The sequence below is a fragment of the Spirochaetae bacterium HGW-Spirochaetae-1 genome, assembly GCA_002839375.1.
Taxonomy (GTDB): domain Bacteria; phylum Spirochaetota; class UBA4802; order UBA4802; family UBA5550; genus PGXY01.
Genome location: PGXY01000003.1, coordinates 682,964 through 704,822, shown reverse-complemented (window position 1 = coordinate 704,822; position 21,859 = coordinate 682,964). Strand labels below are relative to the sequence as shown.

18 protein-coding genes are annotated in these 21,859 nt (G+C 49.4%); 9 read left to right on the top strand and 9 right to left on the bottom strand.

Annotated elements, in window-relative coordinates; translation table 11 throughout:
* Positions 1-168: 168 nt before the first annotated feature.
* The 5 genes from CVV44_07775 (at position 169) to CVV44_07755 (ending at position 5,959) form a co-directional block, all read left to right on the top strand.
* Positions 169-1,929 (top strand): hypothetical protein, encoded by a 1,761-nt coding sequence (locus CVV44_07775; GenBank protein ID PKL40103.1) that lies wholly within the window; start codon positions 169-171, stop codon positions 1,927-1,929.
* Positions 1,930-1,991: 62 nt separating this feature from the next.
* Positions 1,992-2,489 carry a chemotaxis protein CheW gene (locus CVV44_07770; protein ID PKL40150.1) on the top strand — a complete coding sequence of 166 codons (498 nt, stop codon included), beginning with the start codon at positions 1,992-1,994 and terminating at the stop codon, positions 2,487-2,489.
* 2 nt (positions 2,490-2,491) lie between these two features.
* Positions 2,492-4,471, top strand: a complete 1,980-nt coding sequence (locus tag CVV44_07765; protein PKL40102.1) for a hypothetical protein — start codon at positions 2,492-2,494, stop codon at positions 4,469-4,471.
* Entirely contained in the window at positions 4,440-4,859 is a 420-nt protein-coding gene (locus CVV44_07760) for a two-component system response regulator (GenBank protein ID PKL40101.1), read from the top strand. The genes CVV44_07765 and CVV44_07760 overlap by 32 nt, the downstream gene beginning before the upstream one ends.
* 2 nt (positions 4,860-4,861) lie before the next feature.
* Complete coding sequence (locus CVV44_07755; GenBank protein PKL40100.1) at positions 4,862-5,959, top strand: hypothetical protein; 1,098 nt, start codon at positions 4,862-4,864, stop codon at positions 5,957-5,959.
* Between the two features lie 90 nt (positions 5,960-6,049).
* Here the strand turns inward: CVV44_07755 and CVV44_07750 are convergent, their stop codons facing one another.
* Positions 6,050-6,313, bottom strand: coding sequence for a hypothetical protein (locus CVV44_07750; protein PKL40099.1), 264 nt, complete (start codon positions 6,311-6,313; stop codon positions 6,050-6,052).
* A 231-nt stretch (positions 6,314-6,544) separates the two neighbouring features.
* Here CVV44_07750 and CVV44_07745 point away from each other — a divergent pair, with 231 nt between their 5' ends.
* The 3 genes from CVV44_07745 (at position 6,545) to CVV44_07735 (ending at position 10,953) form a co-directional block, all read left to right on the top strand.
* A complete protein-coding gene (locus CVV44_07745; protein PKL40098.1) occupies positions 6,545-7,609 on the top strand; it encodes a hypothetical protein in 1,065 nt (354 codons plus the stop codon).
* Between the two features lie 162 nt (positions 7,610-7,771).
* Positions 7,772-8,179: a hypothetical protein gene (locus CVV44_07740; protein PKL40097.1), complete on the top strand. Its 408-nt coding sequence runs from the start codon at positions 7,772-7,774 to the stop codon at positions 8,177-8,179.
* A gap of 158 nt (positions 8,180-8,337) precedes the next feature.
* Positions 8,338-10,953 (top strand): hypothetical protein, encoded by a 2,616-nt coding sequence (locus tag CVV44_07735; protein PKL40096.1) that lies wholly within the window; start codon positions 8,338-8,340, stop codon positions 10,951-10,953.
* Here the strand turns inward: CVV44_07735 and CVV44_07730 are convergent.
* The 4 genes from CVV44_07730 to CVV44_07715 form a co-directional block, all read right to left on the bottom strand.
* Positions 10,946-11,659, bottom strand: coding sequence for a leucyl/phenylalanyl-tRNA--protein transferase (locus tag CVV44_07730; GenBank protein ID PKL40095.1), 714 nt, complete (start codon positions 11,657-11,659; stop codon positions 10,946-10,948). The genes CVV44_07735 and CVV44_07730 overlap by 8 nt on opposite strands.
* Positions 11,660-11,707: 48 nt before the next feature.
* A complete protein-coding gene (gene clpA, locus CVV44_07725; GenBank protein ID PKL40094.1) occupies positions 11,708-13,975 on the bottom strand; it encodes an ATP-dependent Clp protease ATP-binding subunit ClpA in 2,268 nt (755 codons plus the stop codon).
* Between the two features lie 2 nt (positions 13,976-13,977).
* Positions 13,978-14,301 carry an ATP-dependent Clp protease adapter ClpS gene (locus tag CVV44_07720; GenBank protein PKL40093.1) on the bottom strand — a complete coding sequence of 108 codons (324 nt, stop codon included), beginning with the start codon at positions 14,299-14,301 and terminating at the stop codon, positions 13,978-13,980.
* A 168-nt stretch (positions 14,302-14,469) separates the two neighbouring features.
* Positions 14,470-15,069 carry a hypothetical protein gene (locus CVV44_07715; GenBank protein ID PKL40092.1) on the bottom strand — a complete coding sequence of 200 codons (600 nt, stop codon included), beginning with the start codon at positions 15,067-15,069 and terminating at the stop codon, positions 14,470-14,472.
* Positions 15,070-15,375: 306 nt separating this feature from the next.
* On the opposite strand from CVV44_07715, the gene CVV44_07710 reads away from it, so the two are divergent.
* Complete coding sequence (locus CVV44_07710) at positions 15,376-15,894, top strand: hypothetical protein (protein PKL40091.1); 519 nt, start codon at positions 15,376-15,378, stop codon at positions 15,892-15,894.
* 51 nt (positions 15,895-15,945) lie between these two features.
* Here CVV44_07710 and CVV44_07705 read toward each other — a convergent pair whose 3' ends face one another.
* From CVV44_07705 to clpB, 4 genes are all read right to left on the bottom strand, one after another.
* Positions 15,946-17,004 carry a hypothetical protein gene (locus CVV44_07705; GenBank protein ID PKL40090.1) on the bottom strand — a complete coding sequence of 353 codons (1,059 nt, stop codon included), beginning with the start codon at positions 17,002-17,004 and terminating at the stop codon, positions 15,946-15,948.
* A gap of 10 nt (positions 17,005-17,014) precedes the next feature.
* The gene (locus CVV44_07700; GenBank protein ID PKL40089.1) at positions 17,015-17,380 is read right to left on the bottom strand and encodes a two-component system response regulator; all 366 of its coding nucleotides are present in this window, start codon (positions 17,378-17,380) and stop codon (positions 17,015-17,017) included.
* Positions 17,381-17,534: 154 nt separating this feature from the next.
* Positions 17,535-18,623: a hypothetical protein gene (locus tag CVV44_07695; GenBank protein PKL40088.1), complete on the bottom strand. Its 1,089-nt coding sequence runs from the start codon at positions 18,621-18,623 to the stop codon at positions 17,535-17,537.
* A 234-nt stretch (positions 18,624-18,857) separates the two neighbouring features.
* Positions 18,858-21,434, bottom strand: a complete 2,577-nt coding sequence (gene clpB, locus CVV44_07690; GenBank protein ID PKL40087.1) for an ATP-dependent chaperone ClpB — start codon at positions 21,432-21,434, stop codon at positions 18,858-18,860.
* Positions 21,435-21,859: the final 425 nt, after the last annotated feature.

Here is a 21,859-nt window from a genome sequence, read left to right as displayed (position 1 = left end):
GATTGACCTATCATTACCTGCCTGCTATACTCACGACATCAGATCGAATGCCATAATCTCAATCACGCTGACGGAGATATGACCTATTTTGTATCCCCAGCATAGATGGACAGAGCATTACTGGAACTAATTGCGGGAATACTATAATAAATAGGAAGGAGAAATATTATGAGCAGAATAAGAGACATGAAAATACAGAAACGGCTCTTTCTGTCATTCGGTCTGGTAATCGTACTCATTATTATAACAGGTTTTTTTAATTATTATGGCTCCATGAAAATAAAGAACGGTACACTGAATATGCTTGCCACAGATGCCCATCTGGCCGAGTATACGGCCCGTGCCAGGGCCAACATTCATGCTCTGCGGCGTTTTGAAAAAGACGTCTTCATAAACATCGATAACTCCGACAGCGTAAAGAAATACACGGGGGAATGGGAGGACGAATATAAGAGCGGTTTGGAAAAAATTGACTTGTCCCTGAAAATCGTTTCAGGAGAAAAGGTAAAGCCTTTTGAAAAATTACGGGAAGATTTGGTGAAATATGAAACTGGACTCAAAAATGTCCTAAATAAAATAGAAACCGGCGAAATCAAAACTACAGTTGCGGCAAATATGGCCATAGGGCAGTACAAAGATGAGATCCACGCCGCGGAAAAATTATCGAAAGACCTTGCCGCTGAATATACCGAGAAAATGCAAAATGTTTCCATCATAGTTGAAGATGCATCAATGACGATGATGATTGTTCAATTCGTTGTCATTGCCGCAGTGATAATCTGTTCTATCATTATATCCTTTCTCATCAGCAGAAGTATCATTGAGCCCATAAAGCTGGGCCTGGCATTTTCAGAGAGCCTGGCGAAGGGGGATCTCACCGGGAAAATTGATCTGGACCAGAACGATGAGATGGGCCAGCTTGCCAGGTCCCTCAATGAAGCGGCAGGCAATCTGGAGGGACTCATATCCAACATGATTGTATCAGCTCAAAACCTGTCTCAGGCCGTGCAGGAGATTACCAGCGGTAACGAGAATTTATCCCAGCGCACGGCTGAACAGGCATCGTCTCTTGAGGAGGTGGCATCCACCGTTGAGGAGTCCAATGCCACGACGAGGCAGAACGCCGAAAATTCCAAGAAGGCCGAGGACCTGGCCCGCAACAGCGCGGTCCTGGCCGACGAGGGCGGTCGGGTTTCCGAGCAGGCCGTGAAGGGCATCGGCGAGATAAACCAGGTGAGCAAGAAGATAGGTGAAATAACATCGGTTATAAATGAAATTTCCTTTCAGACGAACCTCCTGGCCCTGAACGCCGCGGTTGAGGCGGCCCGTGCCGGTGAGCACGGACGCGGATTTGCCGTTGTCGCCGGAGAGATCCGCAATCTGGCGCAGCGGTCGGGAAATGCCGCCAAGGAGATTGAGTCCCTCATTAGGGATACCGTTGAAAAGATCGAGACCGGCACAACCCTGGTGAATAGGAGCGGCGAATCCCTGCGCGAGATCATCAACGCCATTGACCAGGTTAGCAGGACTATTTCGGAGATCACGGCTGCAACAATAGAACAGCAGCAGGGCATCGAACAGATCAACATAGCCGTCACGGAGCTGGACAACATGACGCAGCAGAACGCGGCTCTTGTTGAAGAAACCGCCTCGGCCAGCGAGGAGATGAGCAACCAGGCCCAGGAACTGCTGAGCATGACAGAGCGTTTCAAGATCAGCAAAACGACCTTCTCGGACACCTATAGTACCAAACACAAGGAACTGCATGTTGCGGGGGCCGGTAAGGGAAAAGAGAAACCGGCTACCAAAAAGCTCAATAAACCCGGTGAAAAAAATGTCCTGGCCATGGCGGAGAAGAGGGCAATATCTGAGAAGAAAGAAGCCAGTCTGGATTCACTCATGACCGAAGAGGGTTTCGAAGAATTTTAATTATCCGTTAATGGTGAGAACCGGGAGGTGAAATAATGAAAGCAGATGAAGCGGGTAGAACCATGGCGGAAGCGGCGGTTCAAGGCAGGGGAGTTTTCAGGGATGCTGAAGAGAAGGAACAGTATGTAAGCTTTATCATAGAGAAAGAATTTTACGGTGTCGATATTCTCAAGGTTCAGGAAATTGTGGGGATGACTAAAATTACCAGTGTCCCCAGTATGGCCGCCTACATGAAAGGAGTCATAAACCTTCGCGGCAAGGTGGTGCCCGTTGTGGATATGCGGATGAAATTCCGCATGCCCGAGAGGGCCTATGACATGACTACGGTCATTCTCATTGTAAGTGTTAAGGGACGCGAAGTGGGCATGATAGTTGATTCGGTTTCCGATGTCATTGACATTCCCAGGGAAAAAATTCAGGATACGCAGCATTTCAAGGCGAGCATTGAGGCCGAGTTCATCATAGGGATCGGCAACGTCGACGACAATCTGATAATTCTTCTCGACGTTGACCGCATACTATCGGCCGACGAGCTTGAGCACATAGACAAAAACCAGTAGCCATGAAAAATGCTGGATACCTGATTTCACGCGGAGTGTCAATGGAATCAATTTCAGTACTTCTTGTTGAGGACGACGAAAGCACGGCAAGGGATATTGAATTCCAACTCCAGGCTATGGGGCATTCTATTGCCGGGCGCTGCTGTTCACTGGAACAGTGTCCGGCGGTCTCACGGGATATGAAGGCAGACCTGATTCTCCTGGACACAGATTGTCAGAGCGGAGAGATTATTTTTGAGACTGTACATTGGATGCGGAAAGAGCTGGATATCCCCTTTATTCTTATCGCCGGGGATAACCTATTACAAACCTTAAGCAGCACCACCGATGTGTTTCCCTATGGATACGTGTCGAAACCGGTTACGCCCGAAATGCTTGATCTGGTTATTAAACGGGCCATGGAGCGGTTTGGGCATGATATTAATCCGGCCGGGACTCATGATGAAAAAGCGCCGGTAAGAAATGTGCCGGGAAAACTCATTACCGGAATAACAGCCATTCTGGCCGGTCTTCCCCAGATGGTTCTCTTCATGGATGTCCATGGTAAAATCCTGGAATCAAACCATGATATTATGGGGCTTTCCCTGACAAAAGACACTCTCCTGGAAGGGCGCCTCTGCAGTGAAATTCTGAATCTCGAACCCGGTGAGTGCCCCTGCTTGAGGGCCGTTGAAACGGGTAAAATGACGGAAAGAGAGATTTGTTCCAGGGACGGTCAGTGGTACGCCATACGATCCATCCCCGTCCCCGGTGAAGAGGGAGGAGCCCCGGGAATCATTGGTATCATCGATAACATCACTGAAAGAAAGATGACTGACCGGGCGCTCAACGACAACCAGAGAAGATTGGAGGTAATCCTGAAGGGGGGAAGCCTGGGATTCTGGGACTGGGACCTGGATACGGGGTACGTGATATACAACCGGCGTTGGGCAGCCATACTGGGGTACTCCGCTGACGATATTGAACCGGAAATAGATACATGGCTGGGGAGAATCCATCCCGACGACAGGGAAAATGTCACGCTGGGCCTGCAGGAACATCTGGAGGGCAAAAAACATTATTTTGAATCGGAGCATCGTCTTCTTGCCGGAACGGGGCAATGGAAGTGGGTCCTGGTGAACGGCAATGTCATGGAAAGGGATGATTCGGGCATGGCGAAGCGGATCGCCGGGACCGTTCTGGATATCAGCAGGCGCAGAAGGGCCGAGGAGGAAGCGGCCCGTCTGAACAATGACCTGGAGCGGATAGTGGAGGAACGCACGGTTCGGCTTGAGATGGCAAACCGGGAGCTGAATGAATTCGCCCATGTGGTCTCCCATGACCTGAAGGCGCCTCTGCGGGGCATAAACCAGCTGTCTGAATGGCTTAAGGAGGATTACTGGCATCTCCTCGACGGAGAGGGACGGGAACACATTGACCTTATCCGCAGCAGGGTGAAGAGAATGGACTCCCTTATTGATGGCATCCTCCAGTACTCCCGTGTGGGAAGAAACATGGGTAAAGAGGAATGGATTGATCTCAATACCCTGCTCAGGGATATTATTGAAATCATCATGCCCCGCGAACATATATCGGTTGTTATTGGAAACCGTCTTCCTTCGGTGTACGCCGAGCGGATATGCATGGAACAGGTTTTCCAGAATCTTCTGGGAAATGCGGTCCGGTACATGGACAAGGAGGAGGGAGTTGTCACGGTTACGTCGTCGGATTGCGGTTTTTGCCATGAATTCTGTGTGAGCGACAATGGTCCCGGCATTGACCCGCGGTATCATGAAAAAATTTTCCAGATATTTCAGACTCTTACACCCAGGGACTCCATCGAAAGCACGGGCATCGGTCTTGCCCTGGTTAAAAAGATAATCGAGGTCATGGGCGGTGAAATCCGGGTTCAATCCGAGGTTGGTTACGGCAGCAGTTTTTATTTTACTCTTCCCATGAGAGAGGGATTGCATGAGGAACAGAAAACCCATACTGGTTATTGAAGACGACAGAATCGATGCCATGCATGTAAGGAGGGCCTTCGGCGAATGCAATATTGCCAACTCCATCATCGTCCTCGGCGATGGCGAAGAGGCGCTTTTGTATCTCCATGACGGGAAAAGGGAAAAACCGGGAATAATGATCGTGGACCTGAATATGCCCAGGATGAACGGTGTTGAATTCTTGATGGAAGTGAGGAAGGATAAGGGTCTGATGAAAATACCCGTAGTTATTCTCACCACATCAGGTGACATGAAGGACAGGAAGGCTTGCTTTAATCTTGGCGCTGCCGGTTACATGACAAAACCGGTGGCCAGGAAAGACATCTATGCGATGATACAAACCCTTGAAGAATACGGGGCTTCCGGTGATACCTGCGACGAGGAGTGAGTATGAGTGAATCGGCCATTAGAATTCTCTTTGTTGAGGATGATCAGGTGGACCGCCGTGCCTTTGAAAGATTTATGGGACATGCCGGCACGGGCTATACCTATGACCTGGCCGGTTCCATCGCTGAGGCCCTGCCTCTTCTGGAGAAAAACAAATATGACGTGGTGATACTCGATTATCTTCTCGGCGACGGAACCGCCTTTGATCTTTTCGGCAGCACACGGGGGGCCCCGGTCATCATTATAACGGGGACCGGCGACGAAGAAGTGGCGGTAAAGGCCATGAAGGCCGGGGCTTACGATTATGTGATCAAGGATTCCGAGGGCTACTATCTCAAGGCACTGCCCGCCACCCTGGAGAATGTCCTCAAGCGGCGAAATTCTGAAGTGGAACTGGCGCGGTATCGGGAAAACCTGGAAAACCTGGTGCGCATCAGGACCGAGGACTTGCAGAAGGAAATAGAGGAGCGGAAAAAAGCAGAAGAGCTGGTGCGGGCCTCCCTTAAGGAGAAGGAACTGCTGCTCCGGGAGATTCATCATCGCGTGAAAAACAACATGCAGATAGTTACCAGCCTGCTCAACCTTCAGGCACAGAAGGCCACGGACGCCCGGAGCATAGAGATGATCAAGGACAGCGAGAATCGCGTCAGATCCATGGCGCTCGTTCATGAAAATCTCGATGAGTCGAACGACTTTTCCCGGATCGACTTCAGGTTGTATATCAACAGTCTTCTGGAATACCTTTTCGGTTCCTATGGAGTGGGATCTGATACGATCACGACCAGGGTCGAGATCAACAATATTTTCCTTGAGTTGAATACGGCCATTCCCTGCGCACAGATTATAAATGAACTGGTGACCAACTCAATAAAATATGCCTTTCCCGGCGGCCGGAAGGGGAAAATCGGCATCGAATTATCAAAAAACGGGGCGGGATATGTCCTCACCATAAGCGATGACGGCGTTGGAATCCCCCCACAGTACGACATAGGCTCCGCCACATCACTGGGACTTCAGCTTACCGGGGCGCTGGCTTCACAGCTCAAAGGTACCATCGCTCTTGACAGGGATAGTGGCACCAGATTTACCCTGCGATTTTAAAAGAGCAGTGCGTTGATAAAAAAATAATTGCCTTCCCGGAAGTAGCCTGGTGAGGTCCTGTGCACTAACCAAGTCATCGCAGCGACTTGTTCAGTGGTGCAGGTTCTTTAATAATGAAATGAGCTTTTCAATATCAACGGGTTTTTCCAGGTAATCGAGCGGCCCGGTCTTCATGGCGTCACTCCTGGTCGCGTCATCGGTATTTCCCGTAATATAGATAAAGGGAATCCCTGTTCTCTTTCTGATTTCTCTCGCTACCTCTATCCCGTTCATTTTTCCGTCAAGCACGATATCAACGATGGCCAAATCCGGAAGTTCTTTTTCAGCGAGCGCGATGGCTTCTTCTCCATTCATGGCGATGAGGGCTTCATCCTCGACGATCAGTATCCGGTACCTTTCCCGTGCTGTTGAATGTAGTTTAAAGGCGAACGGCAGCGCAGTAAAATCATTTCCGGGATGATGGAATATTTTGATAAGTGTTGACGCATACCGGCGGTGTGGCGTATACTTGATATCAGGCTGGCCGTTAATCCCGCTGACTCATGGGATCACGGTGCTGAAAAAAGATTGCAGGATCGATAAGACATGAAAAAAGTTATGGCGGTATTTTTCACCTGCCTGATGACATCCCTTGTTTCCGGGGTCGAAATTAAAAGTGATGAAACGGTGGTCTTTTATCCTACCTATGCATTTCTTTCCGGGAGCGATGTCATGACCATCAATATTCACGGGAGTATCTATGAGCCGGAAGAAGACTCGTTAAAGAGATCGGTACTGCTCAGGATCATTGCCGGGACCGCCGATATCGAAGAGGGCGATCCGGGGTATCCACTTTTTGCAGAACGTACGAAACTTTTCCTTGTGGATAACAAAGGCGGAAAGGATATTCGCGTAAGGCTTGGAGGTGGAATTATTGACATGCCCGAATCGGACGGAAATGGGCACTTTGCGAAAAGTGTAGTCATGAAAAAGGGAGAGATTCTACCGCTTTTTAAAAGAAACCTGCTGCACATCGGCACCGTGACTGTGACCGATGACGGTAGGAAATTTACCGGTGAAATACGATATATTCCCACGCAGGGTATCTCGGTCATTTCCGATATCGACGACACCATTAAGATCAGCAATGTTCTGGATAAAAAGGAACTGGCAAAGAATACCTTCACCAGACCATTCAGGTCAGTCCCGGGCATGGCCGACCAATACCGGAGCTGGACCCGGAAGGGTGCTGTGTTCCACTATGTCTCGGGGAGCCCCTGGCAGCTCTATGAGCCGGTCCGGCGCTTCATGGACGACGAGAAGTTCCCCCGGGGGTCCATGCATCTCAAAAACTTCAGGCTCAAGGATTCCTCGGCACTGGATTTTCTCACGGCCGATCAGCGGGAGTACAAGATAGGTGTCATATCGTCCATTATTAATGATTTCCCGGAAAGGCGCTTCATTCTCGTAGGTGATTCGGGGGAAAATGACCCTGAGGTCTACGCCGAAATCGTTAAGAAATACGGCAGGCATGTGAAGGCCGTATGTATCCGTGATGTGAAAAATCCTGCTGATAAAAAGGATCGCTTCACCGGGCTCTTCGGCAATTACCGCGATACCCGGTTTATCCTGTTTCGTAATGGCCGCGAGCTGCAATATCTTTTACGATGATAAAAATAATCATGGTGCCGATACTGATCTGCCGTTAGAAGAAATCTCTTGTTGCTCGGATGGCGTATTATAATCCAGACTCCTTTCCTGATAGAAGTGTATAAAAAACACTTGACAAAATACTAAACATATGTATGGTGTAATTATCAACGGAGGTATGTTATGAACTGGAAACGACTGATTATCTCGACACTTGCTGTCTTTCTCGCCTTTCAGGCCATGGATTATTTTATCCATAATGTTATTCTCATGTCGGCCTATGAGGCCACGACAAAACTCTGGCGTCCCGAAATGATGGACCTCATGTGGATTATGATCCTCACGGGGATTTTCCTTTCATTCATGTTCGTGTTCATTTTCGTGAAGGGATACGAGGGCAGGGGACTTGCGGAAGGGCTGCGCTACGGGCTTGTTATAGGACTTTTCATGAATGTTCCTGCAGCGTTCAACCAATATGTTGTGTATCCGCTGCCTTTTTCGCTCTCCATGCAGTGGCTTGTTTATGGAATGGCTGAATTCATTGTCGCCGGTGTGATTGTTGCTGCTGTGTATCGTCCGGTTAATGCGTAATTCACGGCCTTTATTCTTCCTTATATTGATCCCGTATCTCGAAAACCGGCTAATCTAATCCCTCATTTTTATCGATACTGTAATGAGACAATCTCCGGCCTTCCCCTGGAGAGCCACGGGGACAAGGCCGGAGCGATTTCCACCATGGAGACGGGGCGATGAAACGAAAAGCGTTATTACTTCTTATTATCATGGGCCTCTACGGCACGGCCTTTTCGGACGGTATGCAGGATAAGAGATGTGCATGGTGGCAGAATCACCTGCGGCTTATCAGGCTGGAAAAAGAGAAAATTGAAAAGAAAAATGTTCTCGATGCTTCAGTGACAGCATATCTCGACCGTGAAATACAAAGAACGGAAAAAATGATCTCCGTGTTTCAGGGCTCCCATGAAGATGTTAAAAACAGCCAGAATACCCCGGTCAGTGTTACCCATGAATATATGGAAAAACGCGTTGATGTGACTGTGAAGCCCCTGGTATCCCTGCAGCTGTTAAAGGAAGCTGTCATGGAAATAGACCGCGGCAGTTTTACTCCGCAGGTGCGGACCATGGTGAAGGACCGCCTTACAGTCATGGCACGGACCTTTTTTGCCGAAGACACCGATGAACTTGTGCAGATTACCATGAACACACATATAGACAGGGAGGGCTGGAAGATCATGGCCGGGGAAGTGATGCTGGGCAGCATAGACTCGTCCCGTACCGCCATTATCAATGATGTAAAAGGAAAAATAATAGAAGAGCTGACGGAGGGCAGTGCAAACTGGAGCATGAAGTCCCTTGATGAAGCCATCCTTGCCGGCGCCATGAAACATATTGCGGCCTCAGAGGGTATCCGGCCCGATGAAAAGGCACTGGACAAGTCATGGTGCTGGCAGCAGGTCCATTGTCGTGTAGACAGGGAGTTCGGCCATTATAGTGAAATAAGAACGATACTGCCGCGCGGGAATGATATTCCCCTGGCGAAAATACAGTATTACTACCGGAATCCCCAGGCCATGGATACCTCAATTTTCACTCCGCCCTCAGTCATTTTACCGGAAGGGGAGTCCGAATCCCTTTTACCGGCGGGGAAAATACACGAAAATCCTGTAGTGCTAACCATTCCAGCCCTTCCCGATACAAGCCTGATCTGCCGGGAGATTGACAGCCTAAGGCTTAAGGCCCTGGCCCACATCCGTGACAAAAATGACGAGGCCTATGTTGGGGGCCTTAACGAGGAATTTGAAAAGATTATCATCACCCATACGGCACGCTGTAATAATATCCTTCTCCATGAGGATAAGAGAATTAAAGACAACGGCTACCATAATGAAGATATGGTAAATTTTAACGAATTTGAAAGGGCGAAAAGGGAATTCAGGTCTCAGATGCAGATCTGTTATGATCACAAGGCCAGGTCCATGGATTTTCTCACCCGCGTGTCACAGTGGCGCAGACTTCCGCGTCCCCGGATCATGGAACTACTCGATTATCAGATGAACCAGGGAGGCCGCTATATGGCCCTGGTGACTTCCCTGGTACGTGATTGCGGCACACTGTCGCGTCTTGAGGACCGGAAAGTTTACATCGATTATGTTGCTGCTATAAAGAGGATTGACGGCATTCCCCGGTTTGCCATGAAGGGCATTGTATTTGACAGGGACGTGCTCGCTTCCCTGCCGGCAAATGATATCCGTTCTCTGCGTTTAAAACAGACTGATTGTGCCGCCGGGATTAAAGGCAGCCGCTATGAGGCGGGCATCCTGTACCATGAATTTCTAAAGAACCGCGATGCCGCCATCAGGAATGAAAAGAACGTGGACAGCACCATGAAAAACCTGGCAGCACAGTTTGAGATTGATACCATCACGGGGAGTCTGAAGGACTGCCGTGAGAGTTTCGCACGGTATCGGTATGCAGAAACGGCTTTTGCCGGGTATCGCATTGCCTTCGACAGGCTGCAGAATGATGCTCTGACGGGCGGCGTTACCGCCGAGTTGGGACAGGTCTTGGACAGGGGAACGCTGATTCCCGGCCTAGAAGGTTTTGACCGTGATACCCTGGATAAAGAAATGCGGGCAAGAAATTATTTTTTCCGGAAAACAAGGATTGAACTCTCGCGCCTCGTATCGGTTCTGCAGTATTATCGGCATGCCGGTATAACTGTTGAAGGCTATCCTTCTGCTGATGAAATGGCGGAAATTGAATCTCTTCTGAAGAAAAGACCCTCTGTGAAAATAGCCTCATGGGACATGCATGAATCCAATTTCGATCTGGTCGACCGAAAGGCGGCGGCGCTGATTTCCCAGACCATGAAAAGAAGCTTGTGGAAACCGGTGAAGAAAGAGGACGATATTCCTGCTGAAAACTATTTGCCAACCGTTACGGTGACATTGCTTGAAAAGGGCATTACCCTTTCGATACCTGCGGGCTGGCGGGAATCACATAATAAGGCGCCTAATAATAAAACAGGTGTTATCCGACAATTTTCCAGTATCGACAGTGAAACGAGTATAAGCCTGGTGAGCCTGCCGCTGGATAAAAAAAACATAAAAGAAATATCAAACCGGTGGCTCAGCGGGCAGGGAAGCAAGCCCCTCAAGGAGCGATGGGGCAGGCAGGATGACGCTGATTACTATTGGGTTCTGGCCCGGGGCAGGGACAACAGGCTTTCCGAATGTTATGTAATCGGCAAAGACGGCTTCGCCTTCATCGTGGAAGGGAATTCGACAAAGAACAAGTATGTCCTGTTCAGCCAAAAGCTGGGCGATGTTTTCAGGTCCATCAGGTAGAGAGTGAACCGGCTGGTTCACTGAAGAGGCTCATTGTTCCCCAGTTGCCTTTCAGCGTATCATGTTCAAGCTGGGTGTGCAGTGAGGATATAAACTCGCTACGGGGGATCTCCCGGGCACCCAGGCTTTCCAGGTGCTGTGTATAAACCTGGCAGTCAATGATGGGGAAATTCAGCGACTGTAGTTTTGCCGTGAGCGTAATAAAGGCCGCCTTTGATGCGTTGGGAACCAATGCAAACATAGACTCGCCGAAGAAACACCTTCCAAGAGATACGCCGTAAAGACCACCGGCAAGCTTGCCGTCATGCCAGGCTTCGACTGAATGGGCGAGTCCCAAGCCGTGGAGTACGATATAGGCCTCCATCATCTGATCCGTGATCCAGGTCCCTTTCTGGCCCCTTCTTGTTCCGCGGCACTGACCGATCACCGATTCGAAGGCACGGTCGAAGGTTATATCAAAGTAACCGCGACGAAGCACCTGCCGCATGGTTCTGGAAATCTTTATTTCTTCGGGGTAGAGGACAAAGCGCGGGTCGGGCGACCACCATACAATGGGGTCATCGTCGGAAAACCAGGGAAATATCCCCATGCTGTAGGCCGTAATGAGTCGTTCCGGTGAAAGGTCCCCCCCCACGGCGAGGATACCGTTCTCCTCGGAAAGTTCTACGGGGGGAAATATGATTTCATTGGTCAGGGCGAATATCATTAGGCTCCCGGTATATCACCTGATAAATCGCATCGCCGCCAAAACATTTCAGTGCGATGCTATCCTGACTTTCACAGTATCGTTCTCGATGTCCGCCTCGGTTTTTCCGCCGTTTTGCAGGGCGCCGAAAAGCACCTCGTCGATGAAAAAAGATTTTATTTTATCCTGTATAAGCCGGGCGATTTCCCGGGCGCCGAATTGCGGTGAATATCCTTTTTCCGCAAGCCACTGGTAACAGGTATCGGTCACTTCCAGGATTATATTTTTACTTTCCAGCTGTGACTGGAATTCCCGGACATTTTTTTTGACGATTTCGAGAATGATTGTCATATCCAGGTTGTTAAAGTTGACCACGGCATCGAGCCTGTTCCGGAACTCCGGCGAGAAAAAACGTTCGATTGCTGTTGATATGGCCTCGTCCTTGACGGTTCTGTCTCCAAAACCCAACTGCTGTTTGCCGATTTCCCGGGCGCCGGCGTTGGAGGTCATAATAATGATGACGTTGCGGAAATCGGCTTTCTTCCCCGAGTTGTCCGTGAGCGTGGCGTAGTCCATGACCTGCAGGAGGGCGTTGAAAATATCCTGGTGCGCCTTCTCTATCTCGTCAAGGAGAAGCACGGAATAGGGGGTTTTCCTGATAGATTCCGTCAGGAGCCCTCCTTCCTCATATCCCACATACCCCGGAGGGGCGCCGACAAGTCGCGACACGGTGTGTTTCTCCTGATATTCACTCATATCGAAGCGGTGCAGGGCGATGCCGAGATAATTGGCCAGCTGTCGCGCCAGTTCGGTTTTACCCACACCCGTGGGACCCACGAAGAGAAAGGAGGCCACGGGACGGTCGGGGTTGCCGAAACCGGCGCGGCTTCTCTTTATGGCCTCGGCAACCATTTCGATGGCCTTGTCCTGCCCATATATCTGCGTTTTGATTTCCGATGTCATATCTTTGAGCCGTGTCATTTCCGAAGAGGAGACGCTCTTCTCGGGGATCTTCGCCATTTTGGCGATGATGCGTTCTACTTCCGGCACGTCAATGACGGTCCTTTCGTCGCCTTCTTTGCCGTACATTCGGGCATAAGCCCCGGCCTCGTCAATAACATCGATGGCTTTATCGGGAAGATGGCGGTCATTTATATATTTCGATGAGAGCTCGGCCACTGCCGCAAGCGCCTCATCGGTATAGGTGACATGATGGTAGTTTTCGTAGTGGTCCTTCAGGCCCCGGAGAATATCAACGGTTTCCCCGATGGTGGGCTCGGGTATGTCGATTTTCTGAAAACGGCGGGAAAGGGCCCGGTCCTTCTCGAAGTACTTTTTATATTCGTCATAGGTAGTGGAACCGATGCATTTGACATGGCCCGACGAGAGGACGGGCTTCAGCATGTTAGAGGCATCCATGGAACCGCCGGATACAGCCCCGGCACCCACGACAGTATGTATCTCGTCAATGAAAAGAATGACATTTTCCATTTTCTGGAGCTCGGCCAGGACCTTTTTCATGCGCTCCTCGAAGTCGCCCCGGAACCTGGTCCCCGCGATGAGGGCCCCCATATCGAGCTGGTAGATTTTACAGTTTTTAAGGGGTTCCGGCACGTTCCCGTCGGCTATCCGCTGGGCCAGGCCCTCGGTTATGGCGGTCTTGCCGACGCCGGCCTCACCGACATGAATGGGATTGTTTTTTATACGGCGGCACAATACCTGGGCCGTACGCTCAAGAATATCCTCCCTGCCGATGAGGGGGTCGATTTGGCCTCCCCTGGCCTTTTCCGTCAGCTCCGTAGTGAAGGACTCGATGATTTTATTTTCAGTGCCGGGTTTCTCCTCGGTTTTTTCAGTCGCGATCTTTTCACCGTCAATCTCTGGGTCAGAGCCGTAGTAATCGTGTTCGGGATAAATGGACACGCCGTGGGAGATGACATTGAGAAGATCGTAACGCGTGATTCCCTCATCCTTCATGAAATATGCGGCGAAGGAATCCTCCTCATCGAAGATAGCGACCAGGACATCGCCCAGATCCAGTTCTTCTTTCTGGGCCGAGGTGGTATGCCATATAGCCCTCTCCATGACGTTCTTGAAACCCGAGGACTGCACCGGTTCGGTGTCCTTTACCCGGGGCATGTGTTTTTCGAAATATTCTTCGAGTTTTGTTACCAGGTGGTTAACCGTTCCTCCCGTGCTTTCGATGATTTTCTTGCCTATGTTGTTGAAAAGGGAGGAGTAGAGTATATGCTCGGGCGTGAGGTATTCATGATTGTTGCGCTGGGCTTCGTTGAAGGCAGCCATGAGTACATTATTCAGTTGCTCGTTTATTTCCATTATTATGCTTCCTCATAAGAACATTTAAGGGGAAACTGCCGGTTTTGGGCCATTTCGTGAACCTGTGATACCTTTGTAGCGGCTATATCAAGGGAATATACGCCGCAGATTCCCATGCCCTTTTTGTGAACATCCAGCATAACCTGCGTTGCCTGGGCCGCGGGCATGTGAAATATCTTCATTAAAACCTCCACAACAAAATCCATCGTTGTGTAGTGATCATTGTGAAGGAGAACGCGGTACATCCGCGGTGTTTCTACCTTCTGTTCGTAATCGGTCTTCAGACCGCTGTCTGTTCCGCTGTTGGTTCCATGGCTGTCAGGCATTACTGTTTCTCCGGAATAATGAAAAGTGCTTTTATCTTATGTCTGATCCAGCCATACTCATCCATAAAGATATTAAATCCACAACTTTTTTCAATAGTTTTTCATTCAGTAGAGCCATTAATTCAGGGCCCCCATATTAATTATATATATCAATGGAAAAGGTTACAATTAAAAAAGTTTCATTACTGCCTCGGCCATGAGGCGGTATCCTTCCACCGTGGGATGGACCTGATCGCTCTGCACCAGAGATGCATGGCTGACTCCCGAGGCAACGCATTCCTTCCAGTACTGGTGCACCCTGGCCAGGGGGATGTTTTTCGCTGACCCGATTTCTTCTATCATGCCGTAAAAAAGTTCCGCCATGTGGTTTTCTTCTTCATTGTGGATAAAAACTGATGTGACGAGGATAATCTCGGCATCCGTATCGAGGGAAATCTGGTCCACTATAGCCTCCAGATTGTTTTTAAACCGTTGGGCTCTGACCCCCATATAGGCATCATTGAGGGCGAACTGCACAAGAACGAGATGGGGATTTTCGCCAAGGACATCGTGCCGAAGCCTGTACAAGCCGTCTTCCGTTGTATTGCCCGGTATGCCTCGGTTAACCAGAGTAAAGCGTGCCGCAGGATAGCGCCGGGCCAGCATCTCTTGCAGAAAATCCACATATCCCTTTCGGACCATCCAGCCCTGTGTCAAGGAGTCGCCAAAGGCCACAATGGTAAGTTTTTCACCCGTTTCCAGTTTCTTTTTCGCTTTTTCCAGATGCATGATTTATTTTCCTGTTAATCGTTTATATAGGCCGCTTTATATATTTAAAAAAAAATGTATAAATATACATTTTTTCAGTGATGGGCTATTATTTTATTGATTTTAGATATGCTATATTGTATAATCATTATGAGAGCATACAATGTTGTATTAATATAGTCCCATTTTTTTAATTTTTCATGGAAAAAAATGCATGTTCTCATTGTACAATACAAGCTTTTTTTAGGGTTGTGCAGGTCTGATACATGAACGGACCGGTCACGGGTTACCAGCTATTATTACAGATAGAAGGATTGAGAGGCGTTTATGAAAATCGAAATAACCATTCTGGGTCTACTTATGGAAGGCAATCTATATGGTTATGAGATAAAAAAGAAGATTGTTGAGAGGCTGGAAGATTATGTCGACATTAAATTCGGCTCCATTTATTACGCCATAAAAAAGGCCGTGGATAACGAATGGGTAAAGAGAGTCGGCACTGAAAAGGAAAGCGGCAATCCCGAGCGATACGTCTATGAAATATTACCAGCCGGAAGAAAGCATTACAAGAAGCTTCTGAAGCAGTATTTTGACCAGAACCTTATTCACTTCGATATCGATATCATACTCATGTTTTTTAATTTTCTCACCGAAGAGCAGAGGGAGCAGTTCATCGAGGAAAGGCTTATCATAGTCAATGAAAAGATTGAATCCATAAAAAAGAAGATAGAGCTCGATAAGGAGCTGCCCGTTGATCAATCACACAGACATATCCTGACCTACCTGGAACAGCATCTGAACGCTGAAATGAACTGGCTTAAATCCATCACTGTTGAGCCGCAGTAACCGGGGGTTTGTCCCCGGACCGGTTTCTGTGAAAATCCCGGAAGACCGGGCCTACAGCAATTCCGAAACATCCTTCAGAAAATCGGCCTTTTTTTCGTAGATGGCGTCCTGCACCCTGCTTTTTAGCGTTGCCAGATCCTTCATGGCCTGCTGCGACAGCGAGGCCTTTTTGTGTGTCGCCGCCTCGCCATCGAGCTGATTGTTTACCGTCTTTTCCGTGATATCGGCGATTTTTATGACATTGTAATAATGGCGCTTCGCCAGGGACAGAGCAATGGCCTGGAGAATGGAGCTTTCCTTCTGGGCCACCTCCTTCAGGTCCTTCTTCGTGATACGGGTCAGGACTACACTGTTCTTCGCTTTCAGAGTTGCCGTGCGTTTCTGGCCCAGGAGCAGGGCCATCTCGCCCGAAACGGTGCCTGGCTCCTCGATAGTTGCCACACAGTTGCCGCCTATAAATACGTCGATGGCGCCGCTCTGGAGGATGTACATCTCGTCTCCCTGTGAATTTTCCTCGCAGATCACGGAGCCGCGGCTGTATTCAACCATTTTATCCGAGAGGCTTTGTATTTCCGTGATTTTCACCGGTTCGGCCGACCGGTAATAGGCCTCGCCGCGCTTGCAGGTCAGGTTCAGCTCGAATTCCTTTAAGATAACGGCGATCCAGGGCAGGCGGCGCTTGTCATACTCCTTGCGCAGGCGCTCAATAATGGTGAAATATTCCATAGAAAGCTCCCTGGTCTTCTTCTCATCGCCGGCCAGTTCGTTCAGGTTCTTGTTTATGATCTGGTTGGTGAGAAGGACCTGCTGGGCCAGCACCATGGATACATTGAGGAGAAACGAATAGGTCTCCATACCGGCCCGGAATTTATCCAGGGACATGCGTTTGATGCGGCTTTCTTCGCCTGTAACGGCCGTTTCAATGCGCAACATCGGCATGTGGGCCATGTTTCCCATGATGATTTCCGTGGCGCCGAAGATGAGGCCATGGCCGTTAATAGCGTATTTATCGGCCGTATTGGGATAAAAAAAGACCCTCCCTTCCTCAAGGAAAAAGGCGCAGTCCGGTTCCGTGTTTTGGTTGTACAATCGGATGTACTTGCTGGTCATAGGTCTGGTTTTATTTAGCCTTCAGGGCATTATTGACCGCATCGAGAAGGCTGTCCTTGTCAAAGGGTTTGGTTATAAAAGCCGAGGCCTTTATATGGGGTTCGTTCTGTCTGATGGTATTCTCGTTCAGGGCCGATACGACCACAATTTTCGCCGTCGGGTCCAGGGATGTAATCTCCATCACGGCCCGTATGCCGTCCTTTCCTCCCATGGTGATATCCATGGTGACAAAATCCGGTTTCAGCCTTTTATAACATTTGATCCCGTCGGCGCCGTTATCGGCCTCCTCAATGATCTGGTGGCCCCCTTCCTCCAGGGTGGAGCGGATGATACGCCTCATGAATTTAGAGTCGTCAACAATCAATGCTTTTGCCATGATTATTTCCTTTATTTTTCTGGTTGTTTACAAGGTACATTATGCCCGGCATGGGCAGTTTTATCAATAACTTTATTGGAGCGGGGGGATATTTCAGCGCAGAATTTTATTGTTCCGCCGGGGCTCTGACCCCGGCGGAACAGAATCAGTTCATTTACCAGACAAAACCGGCCGAGATACCAACATTGAAGCCGCCGGGAAAGTAGAAGGTGACGGGTATATCTATCATGACCGGCCCGGCACAGAAACCCAGGCCCACCATAGCCTTGGGTGCGAAGACCTTGGGATTGGCCCCTTTTACTCCAGCATTAGTGTAGATATAACCGGGGGTTGTGGGTTCTATAAGGTTGTCCGTATTGTCATATACTTTTATATCACCTTTTAGTTTGGCGACCAGATCGGATTTACCGAAGTTGATGTCGGCGCCAACACCTATCGAAAGATTTAGAAACCAGGCAATACGGATGGCGGTATTTATCTCCAGGGGTATGGTGACGATATTGGAATCCAGGGCAAAAGTGAGACTAGGATCAACACTCATGCTATATGTTCCGTCAGTTTGTGGAGTCGGCTCGGCAACATCAAGAATAACACCGGTGGCATTTTTCTGGTACAAGAGACCCGATTCCACGGTGATGCCACGCCATACAAAGGCGCCGGTGATGGACCGTGCCTTGAGGATCTGGTAGTCGGCAATGGCGCCTATGGAGATATAGTCCACCTTGAGCTTATTGTCACCAATGGGCATGTTGAATTTTACCACGCCCAGCTTTAGTCCCAGGTAGAGGCCGTCGAGGAGCCACGGCGAGGTGTTGAGACCCACCTGCATTGCCCAGGCCTGCCATCCGGCACCCACTTCTACGTCGCCCTTGTTTTTGAGATCGTCCTTCAGGTCTTTTAACTGGCTTACGTCGTAGCTTGACATATGACCGGCGAACATGGTGCCCAGGGTCACGGCAAAGAGGTCATAGCCCTGGTAGCCGCGCTGCGTGGCGGCGAAGTTGGAATAGGTGCCCGCGTTGGCGAAGCTTTCGGCAAGCTTTTTAGGGGTCGAATCAATAGTGCCAACATCTGAATCTATATCATTCAATATATTAGTCAAGTAAGCTGAAACAAATGTATCTATTGGGCCTCCACTATCATAATTAGGTGTTACATGCTGTACTGTCAGAGCAAACACACTGTTCACTCCCAGAAAACACATGGCCATGAATATCATTATGCCATACTTAATCCTCTTCATCGAATGTATCCTCCATAACAAATTGTTTTTCATTGGGGCTCTGACCCTTTGGGGGAGCCTTTTACTTCATACCCTACTATATATAAAATGACGCAAGAAGACAACCAAAAAATTTAGGAAATGATAAAATATCTATTATAATGTTTATATTTAATTGAATATATAAAATATATATTCAATTAAAGTTATGCAGGGATTGTTTTATTTGAGGGGTCAGAGCCCCTTGCTTTTTTCCTATTTAAAGATTATTTCCTTCCCATTAAAGTCAACCTTGACCTTCTGCTCTTCGGTAATATCGCCGCCCAGGAGCCGCATCGACAATGGATTGAGCAGGTGTCGCTGGATGGCCCGCTTCAGGGGTCTGGCCCCGAACTGCGGATCGAATCCCTCCTGGATGAGAAAATCCATGGCCTTGCGGCTCAGCTCCAGGAGAATGCCGCGCTCTTTCAGTCTTTTTGCCACCTCGTTGAGCTGAAGCTTGATGATCTCGCCGATATGCTCCTTGCCCAGGGGATTGAAGATGATGGTCTCATCGACGCGATTGATGAATTCAGGCTTGAAATATGTCTTCAGTTCCTGTTCAACGCCGCGGCGCCGTTCCTCCATGGGAATTGTGGTGTCGCTGATATAGGCTGTTCCGATATTTGACGTCATGATAATGAGCGTATTTCTGAAATCCACAACACGGCCTTTTGAATCGGTAAGCCTTCCTTCGTCGAGGATCTGCAGAAAGATATTGAACACATCGTTATGCGCCTTTTCTATCTCATCGAAAAGAATGACCGCATAGGGACGGCGGCGTACCGCTTCTGTAAGCTGACCGCCCTCCTCGTATCCCACGTATCCCGGAGGTGCACCGATGAGGCGCGATACGGCGTGCTTTTCCATGTATTCCGACATATCAATGCGCACCACGGCCTTTTCATCGTTGAAGAGAAATTCAGCCACGGCCTTGGCCGTTTCAGTTTTTCCGACGCCCGTGGGACCCAGGAAGATAAAGGAGCCCATGGGCCGGTGCGGGTCCTGTATCCCCGAGCGCGAGCGGCGTACGGCGTCAGATATGGCCGTCAGGGCCTGGTGTTGACCAATGACTCGCATTTCCAGAAGACTTTCCATTTTCAGGAGCTTTTCCTTTTCGCCCTCCAGCATCCTTGATACGGGTATGCCGGTCCAGCGTGATACAACGGCGGCGATCTCCTGTTCCGTCACCTCCTCTTTCAGGAGCGTGTTTTCTCCAAGGGCTTTTATCTTCTCGTTGATTTCCCCGAGCTTCTTTTCAAGCTCCACGATTTTTCCATAGCGAATCTCGGCCACGCGGTTCAGGTTTCCTTCGCGTTCGGCGCGCTGCTCCTCCTGTTTCAAGTGGTCTATCTCTTCTTTAACGGCGCTGATATTTTTAATCAGTTCCTTTTCGCGGTTCCACTGCGTCACCAGGACGGCCTTCTTCTCGTTCAGGTTGGCCAGTTCCTCCTCGAGTTTGTCCAGGCGTTCCCGCGAGGCCTTGTCCTTTTCTTTTTTCAGTGCCTGTTTCTCAATGGTGAGCTGCCGGATGCGGCGCTCGATCTCGTCGATCTCGATGGGCATGGAATCGATTTCCATTTTGATAAGCGACGCCGATTCATCGATGAGGTCCACGGCTTTATCGGGCAGAAAGCGCTCGGTGATATAGCGGTCCGACAGCATGGCCGCGGCAACAACGGCCGAGTCAGATATTCGCACGCCGTGATGCACTTCATACCGTTCCTTCAGTCCCCGCAGGATGGCGATGGTATCTTCCACCGAAGGTTCCTTGGTAAAAACGGGCTGGAAACGGCGCTCCAGGGCCTTGTCTTTTTCGATATATTTCTGATATTCGTTCAGCGTCGTGGCGCCGATGGTGCGCATGGCGCCGCGGGCAAGAGCGGGTTTTAGCATGTTCGATGCATCGTTGCCTCCCTCGGCTGCCCCGGCACCCACCAGGGTGTGCACCTCATCGATAAAGAGTATGATATCGCCGTCGGACTCTTCGATCTCCTGGATCACGGACTTGAGGCGTTCCTCGAATTCTCCGCGATACTTGGCGCCGGCAATGAGGGCTCCCATATCGAGACCTACGAGCCGCTTGTTTTTCAGGTTTTCCGGTACATCGCCTTCCACCATACGCTGGGCCAGGCCTTCGACAATGGCGGTTTTTCCCACGCCAGGCTCGCCGATGAGGATGGGATTGTTCTTGGTCCTGCGTGAGAGGACCTGCATGACGCGGCGTATCTCCTCGTCACGGCCGATAACGGGATCGATCTTGTTCATGCGAGCCAGACGCGTCAGGTCCCTGCTGTAGCGGTCCAGGGCATTATACTGCTCCTCGGCAGTTTCCGTTGAAGCGCGCTTTGAGCCGCGGATATCCATAAGAACCTTCAGGATATTTTCCTTTATGAATCCGTGGGCGTTCAATATTTGTTTCGAGCGGTCGTTTTCAGTGGCAGCCAGGGACAGGATGAGATGCTCGGTGCTGAGATAATGATCTCCCAGACCCACGGCCTGGTTCCATGCCTCGTTCAGCGTGTTTCGCAGTGACTGGGACATGACACCGCCGCCGGGACCGGCACCGGTCTGACGAGGGAGTTCGTTCATGGTTTTATTGACTTCGTCCTTTATTTCATTTACCGGAGCGCCTATCTTCAGGGCAATAGATGTAAACATGCCGCCCTCCTGTTCTGTCAGTGCCTTCAGGAGGTGGAGGGGCTGTATCTCGTAATGATTTTTTTGCGTGGCAATATCCTGCGCCGTATTAAAGGCGTCTTGTGCCTTCAGAGTGAGTTTATCCATTCTCATAATGTTCTCTCCTTTGTGTGATGTCCATCTCGGTTTTTTTCAGGGATATTTTTGAGTCTTTGACACAGGCCCTTCATTAATTGAAAAATCATCCCTGTCTATCCAGGATCATCCTCACCAATAATTTCTGGTCCGGGGAAAGTTTGTGCAGGATATTAATAAACGATTAGTAATGCAAGTATAATGCATTCAGTATGCTCTGAATGCTTTTTTTATCTTTATATTTATATCGTAATTAATATACAATGAAATGCAGAGATCGTCAAGAAAAATGTCAGCCATCAGGTGCGATGAGTGACAGTTTGTGATCTTGTATCTATCCTTTAACAACAGGCTCTGACCCCATGGTATATTTCTTTAAAAATACAGGGCCAGCCTTTTACGGTATGCCTCTTCAAACCAGAGAAATTTCTCCACACACTGCT

Bases quoted from the DNA above. Each gene is read 5' to 3' on its own strand.
- CVV44_07775 (PKL40103.1), top strand. From the start codon at position 169: ATGAGCAGAATAAGAGACATGAAAATACAGAAACGGCTCTTTCTGTCA.
- CVV44_07770 (PKL40150.1), top strand. From the start codon at position 1,992: ATGGCGGAAGCGGCGGTTCAAGGCAGGGGAGTTTTCAGGGATGCTGAA.
- CVV44_07765 (PKL40102.1), top strand. From the start codon at position 2,492: ATGAAAAATGCTGGATACCTGATTTCACGCGGAGTGTCAATGGAATCA.
- CVV44_07760 (PKL40101.1), top strand. From the start codon at position 4,440: ATGAGGAACAGAAAACCCATACTGGTTATTGAAGACGACAGAATCGAT.
- CVV44_07755 (PKL40100.1), top strand. From the start codon at position 4,862: ATGAGTGAATCGGCCATTAGAATTCTCTTTGTTGAGGATGATCAGGTG.
- CVV44_07750 (PKL40099.1), bottom strand. From the start codon at position 6,313: ATGAATGGAGAAGAAGCCATCGCGCTCGCTGAAAAAGAACTTCCGGAT.
- CVV44_07745 (PKL40098.1), top strand. From the start codon at position 6,545: ATGAAAAAAGTTATGGCGGTATTTTTCACCTGCCTGATGACATCCCTT.
- CVV44_07740 (PKL40097.1), top strand. From the start codon at position 7,772: ATGAACTGGAAACGACTGATTATCTCGACACTTGCTGTCTTTCTCGCC.
- CVV44_07735 (PKL40096.1), top strand. From the start codon at position 8,338: ATGAAACGAAAAGCGTTATTACTTCTTATTATCATGGGCCTCTACGGC.
- CVV44_07730 (PKL40095.1), bottom strand. From the start codon at position 11,659: ATGATATTCGCCCTGACCAATGAAATCATATTTCCCCCCGTAGAACTT.
- clpA (PKL40094.1), bottom strand. From the start codon at position 13,975: ATGGAAATAAACGAGCAACTGAATAATGTACTCATGGCTGCCTTCAAC.
- CVV44_07720 (PKL40093.1), bottom strand. From the start codon at position 14,301: ATGCCTGACAGCCATGGAACCAACAGCGGAACAGACAGCGGTCTGAAG.
- CVV44_07715 (PKL40092.1), bottom strand. From the start codon at position 15,069: ATGCATCTGGAAAAAGCGAAAAAGAAACTGGAAACGGGTGAAAAACTT.
- CVV44_07710 (PKL40091.1), top strand. From the start codon at position 15,376: ATGAAAATCGAAATAACCATTCTGGGTCTACTTATGGAAGGCAATCTA.
- CVV44_07705 (PKL40090.1), bottom strand. From the start codon at position 17,004: ATGACCAGCAAGTACATCCGATTGTACAACCAAAACACGGAACCGGAC.
- CVV44_07700 (PKL40089.1), bottom strand. From the start codon at position 17,380: ATGGCAAAAGCATTGATTGTTGACGACTCTAAATTCATGAGGCGTATC.
- CVV44_07695 (PKL40088.1), bottom strand. From the start codon at position 18,623: ATGAAGAGGATTAAGTATGGCATAATGATATTCATGGCCATGTGTTTT.
- clpB (PKL40087.1), bottom strand. From the start codon at position 21,434: ATGAGAATGGATAAACTCACTCTGAAGGCACAAGACGCCTTTAATACG.